At 66.1% G+C, this 18,559-nt stretch carries 15 protein-coding genes and 1 pseudogene; 9 read left to right on the top strand and 7 right to left on the bottom strand.

What is annotated here, in order from left to right:
* Positions 1–233, bottom strand: a pseudogene (locus tag AYJ54_RS34805) (IS110 family transposase); the annotation flags it as partial.
* A gap of 236 nt (positions 234–469) precedes the next feature.
* Positions 470–1,804, bottom strand: a complete 1,335-nt coding sequence (locus AYJ54_RS34800; RefSeq protein ID WP_063706293.1) for a dihydroorotase — start codon at positions 1,802–1,804, stop codon at positions 470–472.
* A 101-nt stretch (positions 1,805–1,905) separates the two neighbouring features.
* Between AYJ54_RS34800 and ygfZ the strand changes: the two genes are divergently transcribed.
* From ygfZ to AYJ54_RS34770, 6 genes are all read left to right on the top strand, one after another.
* Positions 1,906–2,787, top strand: a complete 882-nt coding sequence (gene ygfZ / locus AYJ54_RS34795; RefSeq protein WP_063706292.1) for a CAF17-like 4Fe-4S cluster assembly/insertion protein YgfZ — start codon at positions 1,906–1,908, stop codon at positions 2,785–2,787.
* Positions 2,784–3,410, top strand: coding sequence for a DNA-3-methyladenine glycosylase I (locus AYJ54_RS34790; protein ID WP_063706291.1), 627 nt, complete (start codon positions 2,784–2,786; stop codon positions 3,408–3,410). Before ygfZ ends, AYJ54_RS34790 begins: the two co-directional genes overlap by 4 nt.
* Positions 3,407–4,021 carry a YfbR-like 5'-deoxynucleotidase gene (locus tag AYJ54_RS34785; protein ID WP_063706289.1) on the top strand — a complete coding sequence of 205 codons (615 nt, stop codon included), beginning with the start codon at positions 3,407–3,409 and terminating at the stop codon, positions 4,019–4,021. The genes AYJ54_RS34790 and AYJ54_RS34785 overlap by 4 nt, the downstream gene beginning before the upstream one ends.
* Before the next feature lie 247 nt (positions 4,022–4,268).
* Positions 4,269–4,775: a tyrosine phosphatase family protein gene (locus AYJ54_RS34780; protein WP_063706287.1), complete on the top strand. Its 507-nt coding sequence runs from the start codon at positions 4,269–4,271 to the stop codon at positions 4,773–4,775.
* Between the two features lie 229 nt (positions 4,776–5,004).
* Entirely contained in the window at positions 5,005–5,973 is a 969-nt protein-coding gene (locus tag AYJ54_RS34775) for an NUDIX hydrolase (RefSeq protein ID WP_063706286.1), read from the top strand.
* Between the two features lie 50 nt (positions 5,974–6,023).
* Positions 6,024–8,717 (top strand): DUF2339 domain-containing protein, encoded by a 2,694-nt coding sequence (locus AYJ54_RS34770; protein ID WP_063706284.1) that lies wholly within the window; start codon positions 6,024–6,026, stop codon positions 8,715–8,717.
* A gap of 206 nt (positions 8,718–8,923) precedes the next feature.
* On the opposite strand, the gene AYJ54_RS34765 is transcribed toward AYJ54_RS34770, so the two are convergent.
* From AYJ54_RS34765 to AYJ54_RS34745, 5 genes are all read right to left on the bottom strand, one after another.
* A complete protein-coding gene (locus tag AYJ54_RS34765) occupies positions 8,924–10,612 on the bottom strand; it encodes a methyl-accepting chemotaxis protein (RefSeq protein ID WP_063706282.1) in 1,689 nt (562 codons plus the stop codon).
* A gap of 342 nt (positions 10,613–10,954) precedes the next feature.
* Positions 10,955–11,206, bottom strand: a complete 252-nt coding sequence (locus AYJ54_RS34760) for a DUF6894 family protein (protein ID WP_063706313.1) — start codon at positions 11,204–11,206, stop codon at positions 10,955–10,957.
* Positions 11,207–11,374: 168 nt separating this feature from the next.
* Positions 11,375–11,962 carry a hypothetical protein gene (locus tag AYJ54_RS34755; protein ID WP_063706280.1) on the bottom strand — a complete coding sequence of 196 codons (588 nt, stop codon included), beginning with the start codon at positions 11,960–11,962 and terminating at the stop codon, positions 11,375–11,377.
* A gap of 112 nt (positions 11,963–12,074) precedes the next feature.
* Complete coding sequence (gene acuI, locus AYJ54_RS34750) at positions 12,075–13,061, bottom strand: acrylyl-CoA reductase (NADPH) (protein WP_063706278.1); 987 nt, start codon at positions 13,059–13,061, stop codon at positions 12,075–12,077.
* 39 nt (positions 13,062–13,100) lie between these two features.
* Complete coding sequence (locus AYJ54_RS34745; protein ID WP_063706276.1) at positions 13,101–14,354, bottom strand: MFS transporter; 1,254 nt, start codon at positions 14,352–14,354, stop codon at positions 13,101–13,103.
* A 340-nt stretch (positions 14,355–14,694) separates the two neighbouring features.
* Here AYJ54_RS34745 and nadA point away from each other — a divergent pair, with 340 nt between their 5' ends.
* The 3 genes from nadA (at position 14,695) to nadC (ending at position 18,461) form a co-directional block, all read left to right on the top strand.
* Positions 14,695–15,801, top strand: coding sequence for a quinolinate synthase NadA (gene nadA / locus AYJ54_RS34740; RefSeq protein WP_063706274.1), 1,107 nt, complete (start codon positions 14,695–14,697; stop codon positions 15,799–15,801).
* Between the two features lie 162 nt (positions 15,802–15,963).
* A complete protein-coding gene (locus tag AYJ54_RS34735) occupies positions 15,964–17,571 on the top strand; it encodes an L-aspartate oxidase (protein ID WP_063706311.1) in 1,608 nt (535 codons plus the stop codon).
* Positions 17,572–17,582: 11 nt separating this feature from the next.
* Complete coding sequence (gene nadC, locus AYJ54_RS34730; protein WP_063706309.1) at positions 17,583–18,461, top strand: carboxylating nicotinate-nucleotide diphosphorylase; 879 nt, start codon at positions 17,583–17,585, stop codon at positions 18,459–18,461.
* Positions 18,462–18,559 lie beyond the last annotated feature (98 nt).

Raw genomic sequence — 18,559 nt, 5'->3', positions numbered from 1 at the left:
TGCGGCGCGATCAGCTTGGCCGTGTGCCCCAGCTTGCCAAGCTCTCGCGCCAGGTGGTGGGCAGCCCCGCAGGCCTCGATCGCCACCACCGTCGGCGGCAGCTTGGCAAAGAACGCCCGCATCGCCTTGCGGCTCAGCCGCTTGCGAAGCACGACCGATTCCGATGCATCAACCCCATGCAATTGAAAAATATACTTCGACGTATCCATCCCAATGCGGATAATCTGGCTCACGGACGGCTCCCTTGTCTGAGATTTGCAACAACCTCATTCTGGCACACTGATGCCGTAGGGGGCCGTCCACACCATCAACCACAGGATTGGGTTGTGGAGGACCAGTGTAGCCGCCAATCTTAGCCACAACATGCAGTCGGGGTTATGGGTCCGGCCCTCGCCGGGACGACACCGAAGATGTGGCAGCGCGCATCCATCTCACACGCAGCAAGATTGGATCGCGAGCGCGACCACTCCTACTGCTTCAGCGTCTCCAGAAACCGCACCGGCTCGCCTTGCGATGGCGTCACGAGCTCGCCCTGCCACATCACGCGGCGGCCGCGGATGAAGGTGCCGACGGGCCACCCCTTGACGCGCATGCCGTCATAGGGCGTCCAGCCGGCTTTGGAGGCGACCCATTTGTTGGTGATGATCTCGCTGCGCTTGAGGTCTACGATGGTGAAATCGGCGTCGTAGCCCGCGGCGATCCGGCCCTTGCAGGCCATGTTGTAGAGACGCGCGGGGCCGGCGCTGGTGAGATCGACGAAGCGCGCCAGAGAGAGCCGGCCCGCATTGACGTGATCGAGCATCACGGGCACCAGCGTCTGCACGCCGGTCATACCGGAGGGCGAGGCCGGATAGGTCTTCGCCTTCTCCTCGAGCGTATGCGGGGCGTGGTCGGAGCCGAGCACGTCGATGATGCCCTGCTCGATGCCGCGCCAGATGCCGGCGCGGTGATCGGCCGAGCGCACCGGCGGGTTCATCTGTGCCAGCGTGCCGAGCTGCTCGTAGCATTCCGGCGCGGCCAACGTGAGATGATGCGGCGTCGCTTCGCAGGAGGCGACATCCTTGTGGTCGCGAAGAAACTCGATCTCTTCCTTGGTCGAGATATGCAGTACGTGGATGCGTTTTCCGGTCTCATGCGCGAGGTTCACGAGGCGCTGCGTCGCCATCAGCGCCGCGGTCTCGTCGCGCCAGACCGGGTGCGAACGCGCATCGCCCTCGATACGCAGCGATTTGCGGTCGTTGAGGCGGTACTCGTCCTCGGCATGGAAGGCGGCGCGACGGCGGATCACCTGGAAGATGCGGCGCAGGCTTTCATCGTCCTCAACCAGCAGCGCGCCGGTCGAGGAGCCGATGAAAACCTTTACGCCCGCACAGCCCGGCGCGCGTTCAAGCACGGGCAGATCCTGCACGTTCTCGCGGGTGCCGCCGATGAAGAAGGCGAAATCGCAATGCATGCGGTGATGGGCAGACTTCACCTTGTCGGTGAAATCGGCCTCGGTCACCGTCAGCGGCGAGGTGTTCGGCATCTCGAACACGGCGGTGACGCCGCCCATCACGGCACTGCGCGAGCCGGTCTCAAGGTCTTCCTTGTGCGTCAGCCCGGGCTCGCGGAAATGCACCTGGGTGTCCATCACGCCGGGCAGGATGTGCAGGCCCTTGCAGTCGACCACCTCGGCGGAGGGGGCCTGCGACAGTGCGCCGATCTCGGCAATGCGGCCACCCACGATGCCGATGTCGCGGAGGCCCTCGCCGTCCTGGTTGACGACGGTGCCACCCTTGAGGATCACGTCGAAACGCTGGGTCATGGCTGAAGGTCTCTCTCATCCCCAAGCGCAGGGCTCGAGGTCTTGTCGTTTATTCGTTGCGGGCTTACGTTCCGGAGCAACATGTCGCAAGAGATTTTCGCATGAAAGCAGCGTTTCTTCTCGACCGGGGCGTGGTCAAGGTCGCGGGCGAGGATGCGCGCGGCTTCCTCAACGGCCTCGTCACGACCGACGTCGACAGGCTCGAGCCGGGTCTCGGCCGATTCGGGGCGCTGCTCACGCCGCAGGGCAAGATCATCGCCGATTTCCTGATCACGGAAGTGCCCTCAGGGCATGGCGGCGGGTTCCTGATCGACTGCCCGAAGGCGCTGGCGGAAAGCCTCGCCACAAAGCTGAAGTTCTACAAGCTCCGCGCCAAGGTCACGGTGGAAAACCTGTCCGACGACCTCGGCGTTCTCGCGGCCTGGGACGGCCGGCTTGCGGCCCAGCCGGACCTCGCCTTCGCCGATCCACGCAACGAAGGTCTCGGCTATCGCATCCTGATCCCGGAACAACTCAAGCAGAAGCTAGCCGACCTCATCGGCGCCGAGATCGTCGATGCCGCCGAGTATGAGGCGCACCGCATCGGACTGGGTGTGCCGCGCGGCGGGCTCGACTTCATGTATGGCGATGCGTTCCCGCACGAGACCAACATGGATCGTCTTGCCGGGGTCGATTTCGACAAGGGCTGCTATGTCGGCCAGGAGGTCGTCTCGCGCATGCAGCATCGCGGCACTGCGCGCACCCGCAGCGTGAAGGTTCTGATCGACGGCCCCTCGCCCGAGGCCGGCGCCACCATTCTCGCCGGCGACAAGCCAGTCGGCACGATTGGTTCGACCGCCGATGGCAAGGGCATCGCGCTGGTGCGCATCGACCGCGTTGCCGACGCGCTCGATGCAGGCCAGACACTCACTGCCGGAGGCCTTGAGTTGAAGCTCGCAGAGCCCGACGTCGTTCGCATCCCAGCCAAGCAGCCCGTCGCATGAGCCGCGCCCCTCGCCTGCATCCCGACGGCCTGACGCGCTGCCCCTGGCCGGGCGAGGATCCGCTTTACGTCACCTATCACGACACCGAATGGGGCGTGCCGGAATATGACGACCGCGCGCTCTATGAAAAGCTGATCCTCGATGGTTTCCAGGCCGGCCTCTCCTGGATCACGATCCTGCGCAAGCGCGACAATTTCCGCAAAGCCTTCGATGACTTCCAGCCGGAGAAGATCGCGCGCTATAACGCCAAGAAGGTCCATGCGCTGATGAACGATGTCGGCATCGTGCGCAATCGCGCCAAGATCGACGGCGCGATCCTGAGCGCAAAATCCTATCTTGAGATCATGGAGAAGGGGCCGGGCTTCTCGAAGCTGCTGTGGGACTTCCTCGACGGCCGGCCCAAGATCAACCATTTCAAGACCACCGCGGGCGTGCCGGCCTCGACGCCGCTGTCGGTGCAGATCTCCAAGGAGCTGTCCTCGCGCGGCTTCAAGTTCGTCGGCCCGACCATCGTCTACGCCTTCATGCAGGCGACCGGCATGGTCAACGACCATCTCGTCGACTGCCACTGTCACGCGACCTGCGCCAAGACGCAGCGCAAGCCGCGCCTCAAGGTCAAATGACCGCGAAGAAGACGGCGCGCGATGCGCAATCCCGCGCCTGGCAGCGGATGCTGTCGGGCCGGCGGCTCGACCTGCTCGATCCCTCACCGCTCGACGTCGAGATCGCTGATATCGCGCACGGCCTCGCGCGCGTGGCGCGTTGGAACGGCCAGACCACCGGCGCGCACATCTTCTCGGTCGCGCAGCACACGCTGCTGGTCGAGACCGTGATGCGGCACGAGATGCCGCGCGTCGATCCGCGCATGCGGCTCGCAGCCCTGCTGCACGATGCGCCCGAATATGTGATCGGCGACATGATCTCGCCGTTCAAGGCCGTGCTCGACGGCCACTACAAGGCGGTCGAGAAACGACTGCTCGGCGCCATCCACATCCGCTTCGGCCTGCCGCCGGTACTGCCGGAGGAGATCACGATGGCGATCAAGGCCGCCGATCGGGGCGCAGCCTATCTGGAGGCGACCGAGCTCGCCGGCTTTGGCGAGGCCGAGGCAAAACGCCTGTTCGGCCGCGATCCAGGCCTGCCCGACAGCGTCCGGCGCGACTATCTCACGCCGTGGACCGCGGCGCGGGCCGAGAAGCAGTTCCTCGAGCGGTTCAATGCGGTGTTTGCGTGAGTGTTATCGAGCGCTGGTGGCGCCTCTCGCTTCGCCGTCGTCCCGGCGAAGGCCGGGATCCATAACCCCAGGAAGAGGTTGCGGCGCGAGACTGGTAACCACGAGTCGTCGCAAAACCCAACCCTGTGGTTGGGTCCCGGATCTGCGCTTCGCTTGTCCGGGACGACGAAGTGATGAACGGAGCCGTTGGGCTTCGCTTTGCTCATGCCGCCTGCGCTCGCTATAATCGGCGGCAAAAAGGTCCGCCATGATCCACGTCTGTTCCCTCGCCGCGCTTCCCGAAACCGTCCGCCTCACCGGAGCCAGCCATGTGCTGACGGTGATGGCCAATGTCGAGCAGGTGGCGCGGCCGGTGTCGGTGCTGCCGGCAAACCATCTCAAGGTGTCGATGGACGACATCACCGAGGAGATGGACGGCTTCGTCGCACCCTCCGAAGCGCATATCGAGCAGGTCTTGAATTTCGTGCGGGGTTGGGACCGCATCGCCCCGATGGTCGTGCATTGCTACGCCGGCATCAGCCGCTCCACCGCAAGCGCATTTGCCGCCGCCTGTGCACTCAACCCGCAGCGCGACGAGATCGAGATCGCCAGAAAGATCCGCGCGGCCTCGCCGATCGCCTCGCCGAACCGGCGCATTGTCAGCCTTGCCGACCGCGCGTTGGGGCGCAACGGCCGCATGTTGCGCGCGCTCGACGAGATGGGACCGGGCGCGATGATGGTCGAGGGCCGCCCTTTCGCGATCGCGCTCGAATGACAGTGGCGCGCCACATCGTAAGTGCGCTCCCTCTCCCGCTTGCGGGGGAGGGTTGGGGTGGGGGTGCTTCCGCAATGAACGCTCCCCGAGTGGAGAGAGCCCCCACCCGGATCGCATCTTGCGATGCGATCCGACCTCCCCCGCAAGCGGGAGAGGTGCAGCGAGTTCGTGGACAAGCCGTTCCAACGAATCGGCGAACTGTTCTCATGACCTTCGCGACATCAGCCGCATGAGCGACAAGCTGCTGACGCCGATCGAGATCGGCCTGACCGCCGCGATCGTCGCGATCGAGGACCATGAGCCGCGGATCCTTACCGCGCGCGGCGACGACGGGCTTATCGGCCTGCCGTTCGGTCCGTTCGATGCGCTGAGCCATCGCACCTTCGAGATCGGCCTGCGCGCCTGGGTCGAGGCGCAGACGGCCTTGAGGCTCGGCTATGTCGAGCAGCTCTACACGTTCGGCGATCGCGGCCGCCATGCGGAGGCAGCCGACACCGGCGCGCACATCGTGTCGATCGGCTATCTCGCGCTCACGCGCGCCGTCGACGGCGCGGTCGCCGCGACGGCGGCGAGCTTCGAGCCCTGGTACCGGTTCTTTCCCTGGGAGGACTGGCGCGAGGCGCCGCCCGCGATCATCGCCCGCGACATCATCCCGGCGCTGAGCGCCTGGGCCGAGGCAGAGACGCCGGAGACGACGCGCGCGCTGCCGCGCAAGGATCGCGTGCGGCTCTATTTCGGCCTCGACGGCGCGGCCTGGGACGAGGAGCGCGTGCTCGACCGCTACGAGCTGCTCTATGAAGCCGGCCTGATCGAGGAAGCGCGGCGCGACGGCCGTCCTGCGGCATTAGCACGCAAGACGCTTCCCGCGCTCGGCACCTCGATGCGGTACGACCACCGCCGGATCCTCGCCACCGCCATTGCGCGGCTGCGCGCAAAACTGAAGTATCGTCCTGTCGTCTTTGAACTTTTGCCTGCCGAGTTCACACTCACGGAATTGCAGCACACGGTGGAGGCGATCTCCGGCCGGCACCTGCACAAGCAGAATTTCCGCCGCCTGGTCGAGACGGAAGCCCTGGTCGAACCAACTGGGGTGATGTCGACACAGACCGGCGGACGGCCGGCAGCGCTCTATCGCTTCCGCCGCGAAGTGCTCCAGGAGCGGCCGGCGCCCGGCTTGCGCATGCGCTCCCGGCGCTAGACCAAGATTTGCGCGATCGGTTGATTGCGCGCCGATCGCCTGGAGGCCTTATGTTCGACGCCCCGTTCGACGTCTTTGCGGTGATGCTCGCGGTCGCCGCCTTCCTGATCGCGATGAAGGCCTCCAATCAGGCGACCGAATTGCGCAGGCGGCTGAGCACGCTGGAAGCCGCGCTGCAAGGCCAACGGCCAGCGCAGCCGCCGCCGCTGATGCCTTTCCAGGAGGAAGCCTCGGCGCCTGGGGAAGCCACGCCAGAGCCGCCGCCCATCACGTCCGAGGCCGAACTGGCACCGCCGCTCGTTGCCGATCCCGTCGCACCGCCGCCGCTCGAGCCAAGCGCTGAGGCGCCGCCGCCGATACCGGCCTCCGCACCCGGATTCGAGGAGCGCCTCGGCACGCGCTGGGTGGTGTGGATCGGCGGGCTTGCGCTCGCGCTCGGCGGATTCTTCATGGTGCGCTATTCGATCGAGGCCGGCCTCGTCGGCCCAGGCGTGCGCGTCGCGCTCGGCGGCCTGTTCGCGCTGGCGCTGCTCGGCGCCGGGGAGTGGACGCGCCGCAAGGAGAGCATCTCCAACATCCAGGCGCTGCCGATCGCCAACATTCCGGCGATCCTCACCGCGGCCGGAACGGCGGTGGCGTTTGCGACCATCTACGCTGCCTACGCGCTCTACGACTTCCTTGTTCCCGCCACCGCCTTCGTGCTGCTCGGCCTCGTCGCGCTCGGCACGCTCGCCGCTGCGCTGCTACATGGAGCCGCGCTCGCCGGCCTTGGCGTGGTCGGCGCGTTCATCACGCCTGCCCTCGTCTCCAGCGGCAAGCCGGACTTCTGGGCGCTCTACGTCTACCTCGCGATCGTCACCGCCGCGAGTTTCGGCCTCGCGCGTATCCGGCTGTGGCGCTGGCTCGCGGTAACGACCATCGTCTTCGCCGTGCTCTGGACCTTCCCGGGCCTCGATACCGGCGACTTGCAGGTCGCTCCGCACGCCTTCCATGTGATCGCGGGCTTCGTGCTCGCCGCGCTCCTCGTTGTCTGTGGCTTCATGTTCGGCCCCACAATCGAGGACGGACAGATCGAGCCGGTCTCGTCGAGCGCGCTCGCAGCCTATTTGTTCGGCGCGATGCTGATCGTACTGTCGAGCGCGCATGCCGATCTCGCGCTGATCGCCTTCACCCTTCTCGTCGGTGCGACGCTGTTCGTTGCCTGGCGCGCACCCGCGGCGACCGGTGCGCTGGGAGCGGCCAGCGCGACGGTCTTCATCGTGTTCGCGGAATGGGCCGTGCGCGCCAATCCGGACATGCTGGTGCTGCCGGGCGGCCCCCTGCCCGGCATCGGGCCGACCTCGACCGACAGCGCGGTGACGCTGCATCTCGTGATGGCGGCGATCTTCGCCGCCGGCCTCGGCATCGCCGGCTTCCTTGCGCAGGGCCGGTCGGGCTCGGCGATCATCGCGGTCGTGTGGTCGTCCACCGCGGTCGCGACGCCAATCGCGCTTCTCGTCGCGCTCTACGCACGCATTGCCCATCTTGACCGCTCGATCCCGTTTGCAATCCTCGCCGTATTGCTCGCCGCGGCGTTCGGCGCCGCTACCGAAGCCCTCACCCGCCGCGAGACCCGGCCGGGTGTTGCGATCTCCACCGCGCTGTTCGCTACCGGCACACTCGGTGCGCTGGCGCTGGCGCTGACCTTCGCGCTGGAGAAGGGTTGGCTCACGATTGCGCTGGCGCTGATGTCGCTCGGTACCGCCTGGATCTCGATGCAGCGGCCGATCCCGTTCCTGCGCTGGCTCGCCGCCATCTTCGCGGCGATCGTCACTGCGCGCATCGCCTATGATCCGCGCATCGTCGGCAGCGCCATCGGCACCACGCCAATCTTCAATTGGCTGCTGTGGGGCTACGGCCTGCCGGCGCTGTCGTTCTGGGCGGCGAGCCGCTTCCTGCGCCGCCGCGGCGACGACGCACCGCTGCGCATGGTGGAGGCCGCCGCGATCCTGTTCACCGCGCTGCTCGCCTTCATGGAGATCCGTCATCTCGCGACCGGCGGCCGCATGACGTCGCCGCCCTCGCTGCTCGAGTTCGCGCTCCAGGTCTGCATCACGCTCGCGATGGCGATCGGGCTGGAGCGGCTGCGGCTGAGGAGCCGCAGCGTCGTGCACAATGTCGGCGCGGTCGTGCTCACGGTGATCGCGGGACTTATCAGCGTGTTTGGCCTCCTGATCCTGGAGAACCCGTGGCTGCTCAGCAGCGTCGACGTCGGCGGCCTCGTGTTCAACCTGCTGTTGCTCGGCTACGCGCTGCCGGCGGTGCTGATGTTGCTGCTCTCCTATGCGGTGGCAGGGCATCGTCCCGTCGCCTACGCCAACACAATTGCGGGCGGCGCGCTGGTGTTCGCTCTCGCATACGTGACGCTGGAGATCCGCCGATTCTATCACGGACCGGTCCTGCTTTACGGCGGGACCACGGGCGCCGAGCAATACACCTATTCGATCGGCTGGCTCGCCTTCGGCGTGGCTCTGCTCGGCGTCGGCATCCTCGTCAATTCGGAGCGTGCGCGGCTCGCCTCCGCCATCGTGATCGCGCTCACGATCCTGAAAGCCTTCGTCGTCGACATGTCGACGCTGACGGGCGTCTACCGCGCGCTATCGTTCATGTGCCTCGGCATCGTTCTGGTCGCGATCGGCTGGCTCTACCAGCGCATCCTGTTCCGGCGGCAGGCCACGCCGCCGGCCGCACAGACAAGCGCGTAGGCGGCTACAAGTCTGTCGCCTGGGCGTTCACCTCTCCCCAACGGAGAGAGGTCGGATTGCAATGCAATCCGGGTGAGGGGCCGCGGCGCTCAGAGAGACTGTAGCCCTCACCCGAATCGCATCTTGCGATGCGATCCGACCTCTCCCTACGGGAGAGGTGAATCACAATCCTGGGCTTGCACCGATTAAATCAAGATTGATCCTGCTCAGGCCGCGCGGACCGACTCCAGGAACTGCGCGACTTCGACCTTGAGCCGCGTGCTGTCGCTCGCGAGCGACTTGGCGGCCGACAGCACCTGCGTCGAGGCCGAGCCGGTCTCGATCGCACCGCGCTGCACGTCGGTGATGTTCGACGAAACCTCCTGCGTGCCGAGCGACGCCTGCTGCACGTTGCGCGAAATCTCCTGCGTGGCTGCGCCCTGCTCCTCGACGGCCGCAGCAATGGCGGAGGACACCTCGGACAGCCTTTCGATGGTGCCGCCGATCTCCTGGATGGCGCTGACGGACTCCTGCGTCGCCGCCTGGATGCCCGCGACCTGCTGGCCGATCTCGCCGGTCGCCTTCGCGGTCTGCTCGGCCAACGCCTTGACCTCGGAGGCGACCACGGCGAAGCCGCGACCGGCTTCGCCCGCGCGGGCCGCCTCGATGGTCGCGTTCAGAGCGAGGAGGTTGGTCTGACCCGCGATCGTGTTGATGAGCTCGACGACATCGCCGATGCGGGACGCCGCCTGCGACAGCGCATTGACGCGCTCGTTGGTGCGGGTCGCCTGTTCGACGGCCTCCGCTGCCATCCGCGCCGAGTCCTGCACGCGGCGGCTGATCTCGGTGATCGAGGATGACAGCTCTTCTGACGCAGACGCCACGGACTGGACGTTGGTGGATGCCTCTTCGGAAGCCGCGGCGACGACGGTCGCGAGTTCCCTTCCGCGCTGCGCAGTGCCGCTCAGGGTGGCGGCGGACGCCTCGAGTTCGGTCGAGGCCGAGGACACAGTCTCGACGACCTCGCCGATCATGATCTCGAAATTGCGGGTGATGGCGTCGACACGGCGCCCGCGCTCGATCTTGGCCTCGGCATCGCGCGCCGCGGCCTCGTCGGCTGCCTTCTTGGCGATCAGTGCCTCCTTGAAGATCTGGAGCGCATCGGCCATCGAGCCGATCTCGGTGTTCTCGCCGCGATGCGGCACCTCGGCCGAGAGCTCACCGTCGCCGAGCGCCTGCATGGGACGGATGATCGAGGCGATGCCGTGCGAGACGTCGCGCACGAGATAGTAGGCGGCGCCGATCGCGATGACGACGGAAGCCACGATGATGCCGACCAGCACGCGGAAGATGGTGGCGTAGCTGTTGGCCGCCTCCTTCGTTTCCATCTCGGCGCCCTGGTTGTTGAGCTCGATGTCCTTCAGAAGCAGCGGATCTGCCGCCTGGGCCATCTTCGCGACTTTGGTCTGCAACAGCTCATTTGCGTCAGCCGGGAAGTGGCCGGTGCCCTTGCGCGACAGCGCCATCACGTCCTGCACGCCGTTCAGATATTCCGCCCACGCCTTCGTCCATTGCTCATAGAGGGCACGCTCTTCGGGCGACGCGATGAGGGGCTCGTAGACCTTGCGCGTCTTCTCGATGCGCTCACGCAGCGAGGCGAGCCGCTTCTCGGCGGCGTCCTTGCCCTCAGCGGTATCCTGCATCAGGTGCAGGCGAAGCGCGACGCGCAGCTCGTTGATGTCGGCGCGGAGCGAGCCCAGCGCGCGCACACTCGGCAGCCAGCTCTGCGCGATCTCGACAGTGTGGGCATTGATGCTCTGCATGGTGCTGATCGCCATCACGCCGACGCCGGCGAGCGAGAGCACGAGGACTGACAATACGGTCAGAATCTTGAAACGGATCGACAACTTCGACATCACAAAAGTCCCCGCAGATGAACGATACCTAGCAACGCGCAAATCACCTGCGCCGCGATCGCCACGACGGGCGACGCGACGGAAGTCGGTTCAACAATGCTGGCTGGTTCTTATCCGGTAAGATTGCCCCGATAGTTGCAAACAGCCGTTAACGGGAACCTCCGTAAAATTACCGACATTTCTCGCCTCAGGCCGCGCGCACCGAGTCCAGGAGCGCGCAACCTCGCTCTTGAGCCGGCTGCGCTCGCGCGACGGCGATTGCGCGGCCGTCTTGGAGGAAGCGGGAAAGACGAAGCCAACGACGAGTTGTCAGCGTCGCGCCACGCGCGCGACGCCGCGCGCTCAGTCGATGCGGTTGGGAAGCGGCTGCGTCTCGCCGACGAGGCTGATACGAAAGACGGGCCTCTTGTTCTCGTCGAGCAGCTCCATGCGCCAATTCGCGTTCGGTTTCAGGTTGCGCGCAATGCCGCCGAGCAGGTTGGCGCAGACCTCGGTCATCTCGGTCCAGGCGGCTGCGCGATCCTCGAACTCGTACGGCTGATCGGCGGCGCCGGAATAGCGGCCGGTACTGATGCGAAAGAAATAAAGCGGCATCGTTGAACCCATTCATCGGGCCACGCCTCCGGCCGTCACGCAACCTGTGGCGCCAGTCGCTACCAAGACATGAAAGCCGCCGCCCGTATGACTACGGCGCGGCGGCTTGATGGCTGCTGGATGTTGTCAACAGGAAGCGCGCAATCGCCGGTGCGCGCGGCCAAACATTCAGTCGGTCGAACGGCGCAGTTCGAGCGGCCCTTCGTTCTTGGCGGGCTCCGACTTCACCGGCTCGAGCCGGCCGCTCTCGACGCGCGGCGTCTCGACGCGTGCGGCGACTTCGGTGCTCGACGTGCCGGCCGAACCGGTACGCTCCGACGAGCGCAGCGAGCGCGGCCGCGCAACGGCGCGCACCATCAGCATCTGGTTGCCGCCCTGGTGATGGAAGTCGCAATAGGCGAAGCCCATGCCCGACACCGAGCCGCGGAAGCTGCGCTCATCGGTCTTTTCGAGGTTGAAACACGGCTCGAACGGAATGCCCTTGATCGAGGCGCAGACGTTCTGGCCGCGGATCTGGAGCGTGTTGCCGGGCAGGCGGATGTGGCGCACCGGACCTGCGCCTGAGAACTGCACCGCGCCGGCGGCGCCGAGATCGTCGAGAATGCGGCCTGCGCCGCGGGTGCCGTCGAAGCAGGTGAAGGCGAAGACCTTGCCGGCAACGAAACGGCGCGCCTCATCGGCATTCATGCTTCCAGCAATGGCCGGCGCAAACGTCGCTGCCGCCGTGACAGCCCCCAACACAATACGCGCAAGCATGCTCAAACTCCGAACAACCCCAACAGCGGGCGAGCCTGATCTCTTTACCCGCTGCTTACCATACTAACCATGGCAACATTGGAGCAGCTTGGTTGGTAAAGTCTGAACGCCGTTAGACAATTTTTACCACGATCCGGCCGCGGACCTGGCCCGCGAGAATTTTCGGACCCCATTCGATGGCCTCGCCGAGCGAAATTTCATTAGTGATTTCAGATAGTTTTGTCCGATCTAGATCGGAGGCCAGGCGCTGCCAGGCGGCCTTCCGCGGCGGCAGCGGGCACATCACCGAATCGATGCCGAGAAGGCACACTCCGCGCAAAATAAACGGCGCGACCGAGGATGGCAGGTCCATGCCGGCGGCGAGGCCGCAGGCCGCGATCGCTCCGCCATACTTGGTCATCGACAGGAGGTTGGCGAGCGTGGTCGAGCCGACGCTGTCGACGCCGCCCGCCCAGCGCTCCTTGGCGAGGGGCTTTGCGGGTGCCGACAATTCGTTGCGGTCGATGACTTCGGCTGCTCCGAGGTCCTTGAGATAATCGGCCTCGGAGGCGCGGCCGGTTGAGGCGATGACATGATAGCCGAGCTTCGACAGCACGGCCGTTGCGACCGAGCCGACACCGCCGGCCGCACCGGTCACCACTATCGGGCCGCTCTTCGGCGAAAGCCCGTGCTTCTCCAGAGCCAGCACCGAGAGCATCGCGGTAAAGCCCGCGGTGCCGATCGCCATGGCGTCGCGCGCCGACAGGCCTTGCGGCAGGGCGACCAGCCAGTCGCCTTTCACCCGCGCTTTCTCGGCATAGGCGCCGAGATGGGTCTCGCTCATGCCCCAGCCGGTGCAGACCACCTTGTCGCCCGCCTTCCATTGCGGATGGGAGGATTGCTCGACCGTGCCGGCAAAGTCGATGCCTGCTATCATCGGGAAACGCCGCACCACCGGCGCCTTGCCGGTGAGCGCGAGCCCGTCCTTGTAATTCAGCGTCGACCATTCCACGCGGACGGTGACGTCGCCGTCCATCAGTTCGGCTTCGTCAAACTGCGTGAGCGCGGCGGTGGTGCCCTTGTCCGCCTTGTCGATCCGGATCGCCTTGAACGTTGCCACGACTGAACTCCCTGGCTTGTTTCAGGGATGTTTAGCCGATCAGGCAGGCTGCGCAACCGCTCTGGAGACAGGTTTCTCCACGATCGGAAGGTTGATCAGCGCCGAGAGCACGCCGAACAGGATCGAGAGCCACCAGATCGGCGTATAGGAACCGAACCGCTCGAACACGATGCCGCCGAGCCAGACGCCGAGGAAGCCGCCGACCTGATGGCTGACGAAGGCAAAGCCGTAGAGCGTTGCAAGCCAGCGCGTGCCGAACATCAACGCCACCAGTGCCGAGGTCGGCGGCACCGTCGACAGCCAGGTGAGTCCGGAGATCGCGCCGAATGCGATCGCCGAGAACGGCGTGATCGGGAATGAGATGAAGGCGAACGTCGCGAGCGCCCGGGTGAGGTAGATCGTGGAGAGGATGTAGCGCTTGGGCAGGTAGTTCTGGAGATAGCCGACGCTGAGCGAGCCCATGATGTTGAACAGGCCAATCGCCGCGATGACCCAGCCGCCGGTTTGCGTCGAGATGCCGCGGTCGACCAGGAAGGCCGGCAAATGCACCGTGATGAAAGCGAGCTGGAAGCCGCAGGTGAAGAAGCCGAGCACCAGCAGCACATAGGAGCGATGACCGAAGGCCTCGGCGAGCGCCTTCGTGAAGGACTGCTCGTCCGCAGGCGCCGCGCTGGCGGAGCTTTCGACCGGTGGCGTGGAGAGCGCCAGCGATAGCGGAATGATCAGGAGCATCAGGAAGCCGAACACGGTGAGCGCCTGCTGCCAGCCGAAATTATCGATCAGCGCCACGCCGATCGGCGCGAACAGGAACTGGCCGAACGATCCCGCCGCGGTGCCGGCGCCGAGCGCCAAGCCGCGCTTTTCGGCCGGCAACAGCTTGCTGAATGCCGACAGCACCAGATTGAACGAGCAGCCGGCGAGACCAAAGCCGACCATCACGCCCGCGCCGATATTGAGCGACAGCGGCGTCGACGAATAGCGCATCAGCAACAGGCCGCCGGCGTAAAGCACGGCGCCGACGCACATCACCCGGAACAGGCCGAAGCGGTCGGCGATCGCGCCGGCGAACGGCTGACCCAGTCCCCACAACAGATTCTGCACCGCGATCGCAAGGCCGAACACGTCGCGGCCCCAGGCGAACTCATGGCTCATCGGCTGCACGAAGAAGCCGAGCGCTGAGCGCGGACCAAATCCAAGCGTGCCGATCGCGCAGCCGCAGAGAATGATGACGGCCGGCGTGCGCCAGCTGGAGGAACGTGAAGCCGAACCGAGCTCGCCCACTTGTGTCGACATGGAGTTCCTTATCTGTCGCTGGCCGATCCGGGATAGGCGGCCGCGCACAGCGCGTTTAATGCAATTGCATGAAAATCCCAAGTCGAAAATGATTGCGTCCTACGAAGAGCTTCCGCAGGAGCATTGCGTTTCAACGAGGCCTCGCCCGACGCGCGAGGCGCAACTTGACGAGAATGTGTGCGGCAGGACCTAGCAGCTCTCCGCGCGACGTGTTATCTTAGATTTACTCAGTTTGAGCATATTGGCGCTGGGATGAAAATCCAACCCGGCCTCTCGGCCGGATTTCTCAGGCTCTATATATACTCATACTGAGTATAATTAACATGCACGGGAGGCTTCGATGCCGATCACTGGAATTTACGGCCCCGACGATTTCACCAACCGGCCGCAGGGCCAGTCCACCACCGCCGCCCGCCCCGCGCCTGTTCGCACAGGGGCCGCGCTGCCGACGCCGTCGCTGGAATGGACGGCCGAGGTCGAAGCGGCCACCGCGCATCTCTACGACCGCGTCAAGCACGTCATCCCGCCGATAGAGTGGCCGCTGATGGCGCCGACCATCAAGGCGATCAACGAGCTGAAGAAGGCGCGCAACGCGGTGATCCTCGCGCACAACTACCAGGCGCCGGAGATCTTCCACTGCGTCGCCGACATCGGCGGCGACTCGCTCCAGCTCGCGGTCGAAGCGACCAAGGTGAAGGCCGACACCATCGTCCAGTGCGGCGTGCACTTCATGGCCGAGACCTCGAAACTGCTCAATCCCGACAAGACGGTTCTGATCCCCGACCCCCGTGCCGGCTGCTCGCTCGCCGCCAGCATCGCGGGTGCCGACGTGCGGCTGCTCCGCGGAAAATTTCCCGGCGTGCCCGTGGTCGCCTATGTCAACACGTCGGCGGAGGTGAAGGCCGAGGTCGACATCTGCTGCACCTCGTCGAACGCGGTGCAAGTGGTCGAGAGCCTGAACGCGCCAAGCGTGATTTTCCTGCCCGACCGCTATCTCGCGACCTATGTGGCCTCAAAAACCGACGTAAAGATCATCGCATGGAAGGGCGCGTGCGAGGTCCATGAGCGCTTCACCGGCGAGGAGCTGCGCGCCTTTCGCGAGGCCGATCCAACCGTGCAGATCATCGCGCATCCGGAATGTCCGCCGGACGTGTTGGCGGAAGCCGACTTCACAGGCTCGACCGCGCACATGATCAACTGGGTGCGCAACAAGCGGCCGCGACGGCTCGTGATGATCACCGAATGCTCGATGGCCGACAATGTGCGCGCCGAGCTCCCCGAGGTCGAGATGCTGCGTCCCTGCAATCTCTGCCCGCACATGAAGCGCATCACGCTCGCCAACATCTTGGACAGCCTGCTGACGCTCCGCGAGGAGGTGACGATCGATCCCGCGCTTGCGGAGCGCGCACGGAGATCGGTCGAGCGGATGATCAATCTGAAGAATTGAAGGCAACAAGCAGCAGCGAACAAAGCTGTCGTCCCGGGACCCATAACCACAGGGAAATGTCGTCGCGAAGAACGACGTCAAACAGCTTCGCACAACAACTACCGCCGCGGGTTATGGGTCCCGGCCTTCGCCGGGACGACGGTGGAGAACTCGGAGACGGCCATGACAAACAACATCCACAACCTCACCCGCACTACCGACGACGTCGTCATCGTCGGCGGCGGCCTTGCCGGGCTGTTCTGCGCGCTGAAGCTGGCACCACGTCCGGTGACGCTGATCTCGGTGGCGCCGCTCGGACAGGGCGCATCGTCTGCGTGGGCGCAAGGCGGCATCGCCGCGGCCGTTGCTGAAGGCGACAGCCCCGAGGCGCATGCCGCGGATACCGTCGCGGTCGGCGGCGGCCTCGTCGATGAAGCGGTCGCACTCGGGATCGCGCGCGAGGCCGCGCCGCGGATCCGCGACCTTCTCGCTTATGGCGTGCCGTTCGACCGGGACCTCGAAGGTAAACTCGCCGTCGGCCGCGAAGCGGCGCATTCGGCTCGGCGCATCGTGCATGTGCGCGGCGACGGGGCGGGCGCGGCGATCATCGCCGCCTTGAGCGAAGCCGTGCGCCGCACACCGTCGATCCGCATCATCGAGGGCTTTGCTGCCGAGGCGCTGCTGACCGAGGACGGTTACGTCACCGGCCTTCAGTTGCGGGAGGCCGGCAATTTCGCGGCCAGGCCGATGATGATCGCCTCGCGCGCAGTGGTGCTCGCAACCGGCGGCATCGGCCATCTCTATGGCGTCACCACCAACCCGGTCGAGGCCAGCGGTTCGGGCCTTGCGATCGCCGCGCGCGCCGGTGCGGTGATCGCCGACCCCGAATTCATGCAGTTCCATCCCACCGCCATCATGGTCGGGCGCGACCCGGCGCCGCTCGCAACCGAAGCGCTGCGCGGCGAAGGTGCGACGCTGATCAACGGCAATGGCGAGCGCTTCATGCTGGCGCGCCATCCGCTCGCCGAGCTCGCGCCGCGCGACATCGTAGCCCGCGGCGTGTTCGCCGAGATCGCGGCCGGGCGCGGTGCGTTCCTCGACGCGCGAGAGGCGCTGGGAGCGCGGTTCGCCGAGAAATTTCCGGCCGTGCATGCGAGCTGCATCGCCGCCGGCATCGATCCCGCCACCCAAGCAATCCCGATCGCACCGGCCGCGCACTACCACATGGGCGGCATCGCGGTGGACGCGCGCGGCCGCAGCTCGATCGACGGGCTCTGGGCCGGCGGCGAGGTATCCTCGACCGGCGCGCATGGCGCCAACCGGCTCGCCTCCAATTCGCTGCTTGAGGCGGTGGTCTATGCCGCGCGCATTGCCGACGACATTGCCGGCTGCGCGATCCCCTCGCCTGCCCGCCTTCCTGATGTGGTGGTGACGCCGCGCGGCGGAGCACCCGACATTCAAACCGTGAAGCGGCTGCGGTCGATGATGAGCTCGCGCGTCGGCGTCATCCGCGACGGCGATGGGCTTGCGGAGGCGGTGCGCCACTTTAGCGCGCTCGAGCGCGAGGCCACCAGCATCGCGCTGCGCAACATGGCGACAGCAGCCCTGCTCGTGGCGGCCGCGGCATGGACCCGGCGCGAGAGCCGCGGCGCGCACTTCCGCTCCGACCATCCGGCGGACGTTACCTCGCGCGCGCAACGGACCATGACCACGCTCTCAGCGGCGCGCGAGGTGGCCGAAAGCTTTGCCGAACATCCGCTGCCGCGAGTCGCGCAACCCATGATCGCCTGATGGAGCTCTTGATGATTTCGCCCACCTCTCTACTCAATCCCGACGCCTTCCTCTCGCCGCTCGCGATTGACGAAGCCGTGCACCGCGCACTCGATGAGGATCTCGGCCGCGCCGGAGACATCACCTCGCTTGCGACGATCCCGGAGGTTACGACGGCACAGGCCATCCTGGTCGCACGCCAGTCCGGCGTCATCGCCGGATTGCCGTTGGCGCTCGCGACGCTGCAAAAACTCTCGCCCGACGTCGAGGTCCGGGCGCATGTCCGCGACGCCGCGCGCGTTGCTCGCGGACAGCACGTGCTGACGATCACCGGTCCCGCGCGCGCCATTCTCACCGCGGAGCGAACCGCGCTGAACTTCGTCGGCCGCCTGTCGGGCATCGCGACGCTCACGGCCGACTACGTCCGCCGGACCGAGGGCACGAAGATGCGCATCTGTTGCACACGAAAGACCACACCGGGACTTCGGGCGCTGGAGAAATATGCCGTGCGCTGCGGCGGCGGCTTCAATCACCGCTTCGGCCTCGACGATGCGATCCTGATCAAGGACAACCACATCGCCGTCGCCGGCGGCATCCGCCCCGTGCTGGAGCGCGCCCGCGCCCATGCCGGCCATCTCGTCAAGATCGAGATCGAGGTCGATACGCTCGCGCAATTGCGCGAAGTGCTCGACACCAGTCTTGCCGACGCCGTGCTGCTCGACAACATGGACCTCGCGACGCTGCGCGAGGCAGTGAAGCTTGCGGCCGGCCGCGTCGCGCTGGAAGCGTCGGGCGGTGTAACGCAGGAGTCGATCGCGGCAATCGCAGCGACCGGCGTCGACTACGTCTCATCGGGTGCGCTGACGCATTCCGCGCCGAATTTCGACTGCGCGCTGGATATCGAGGCGTGAGGTTGTTTTTGCCTCTCCCCGCTTGCGGGCCGCTTGCGGGGAGAGGCCGGAATACGCGCGGCACGCGCGGATTCCGGGTGAGGGGGAGTCTCCACGAG

Source organism: Bradyrhizobium centrolobii, from assembly GCF_001641635.1.
Classification (GTDB): Bacteria; Pseudomonadota; Alphaproteobacteria; order Rhizobiales; family Xanthobacteraceae; genus Bradyrhizobium; species Bradyrhizobium centrolobii.
The sequence above is the reverse complement of the archived record's forward strand: the minus strand, read 5'-3'. Positions and strand labels throughout refer to the sequence as shown.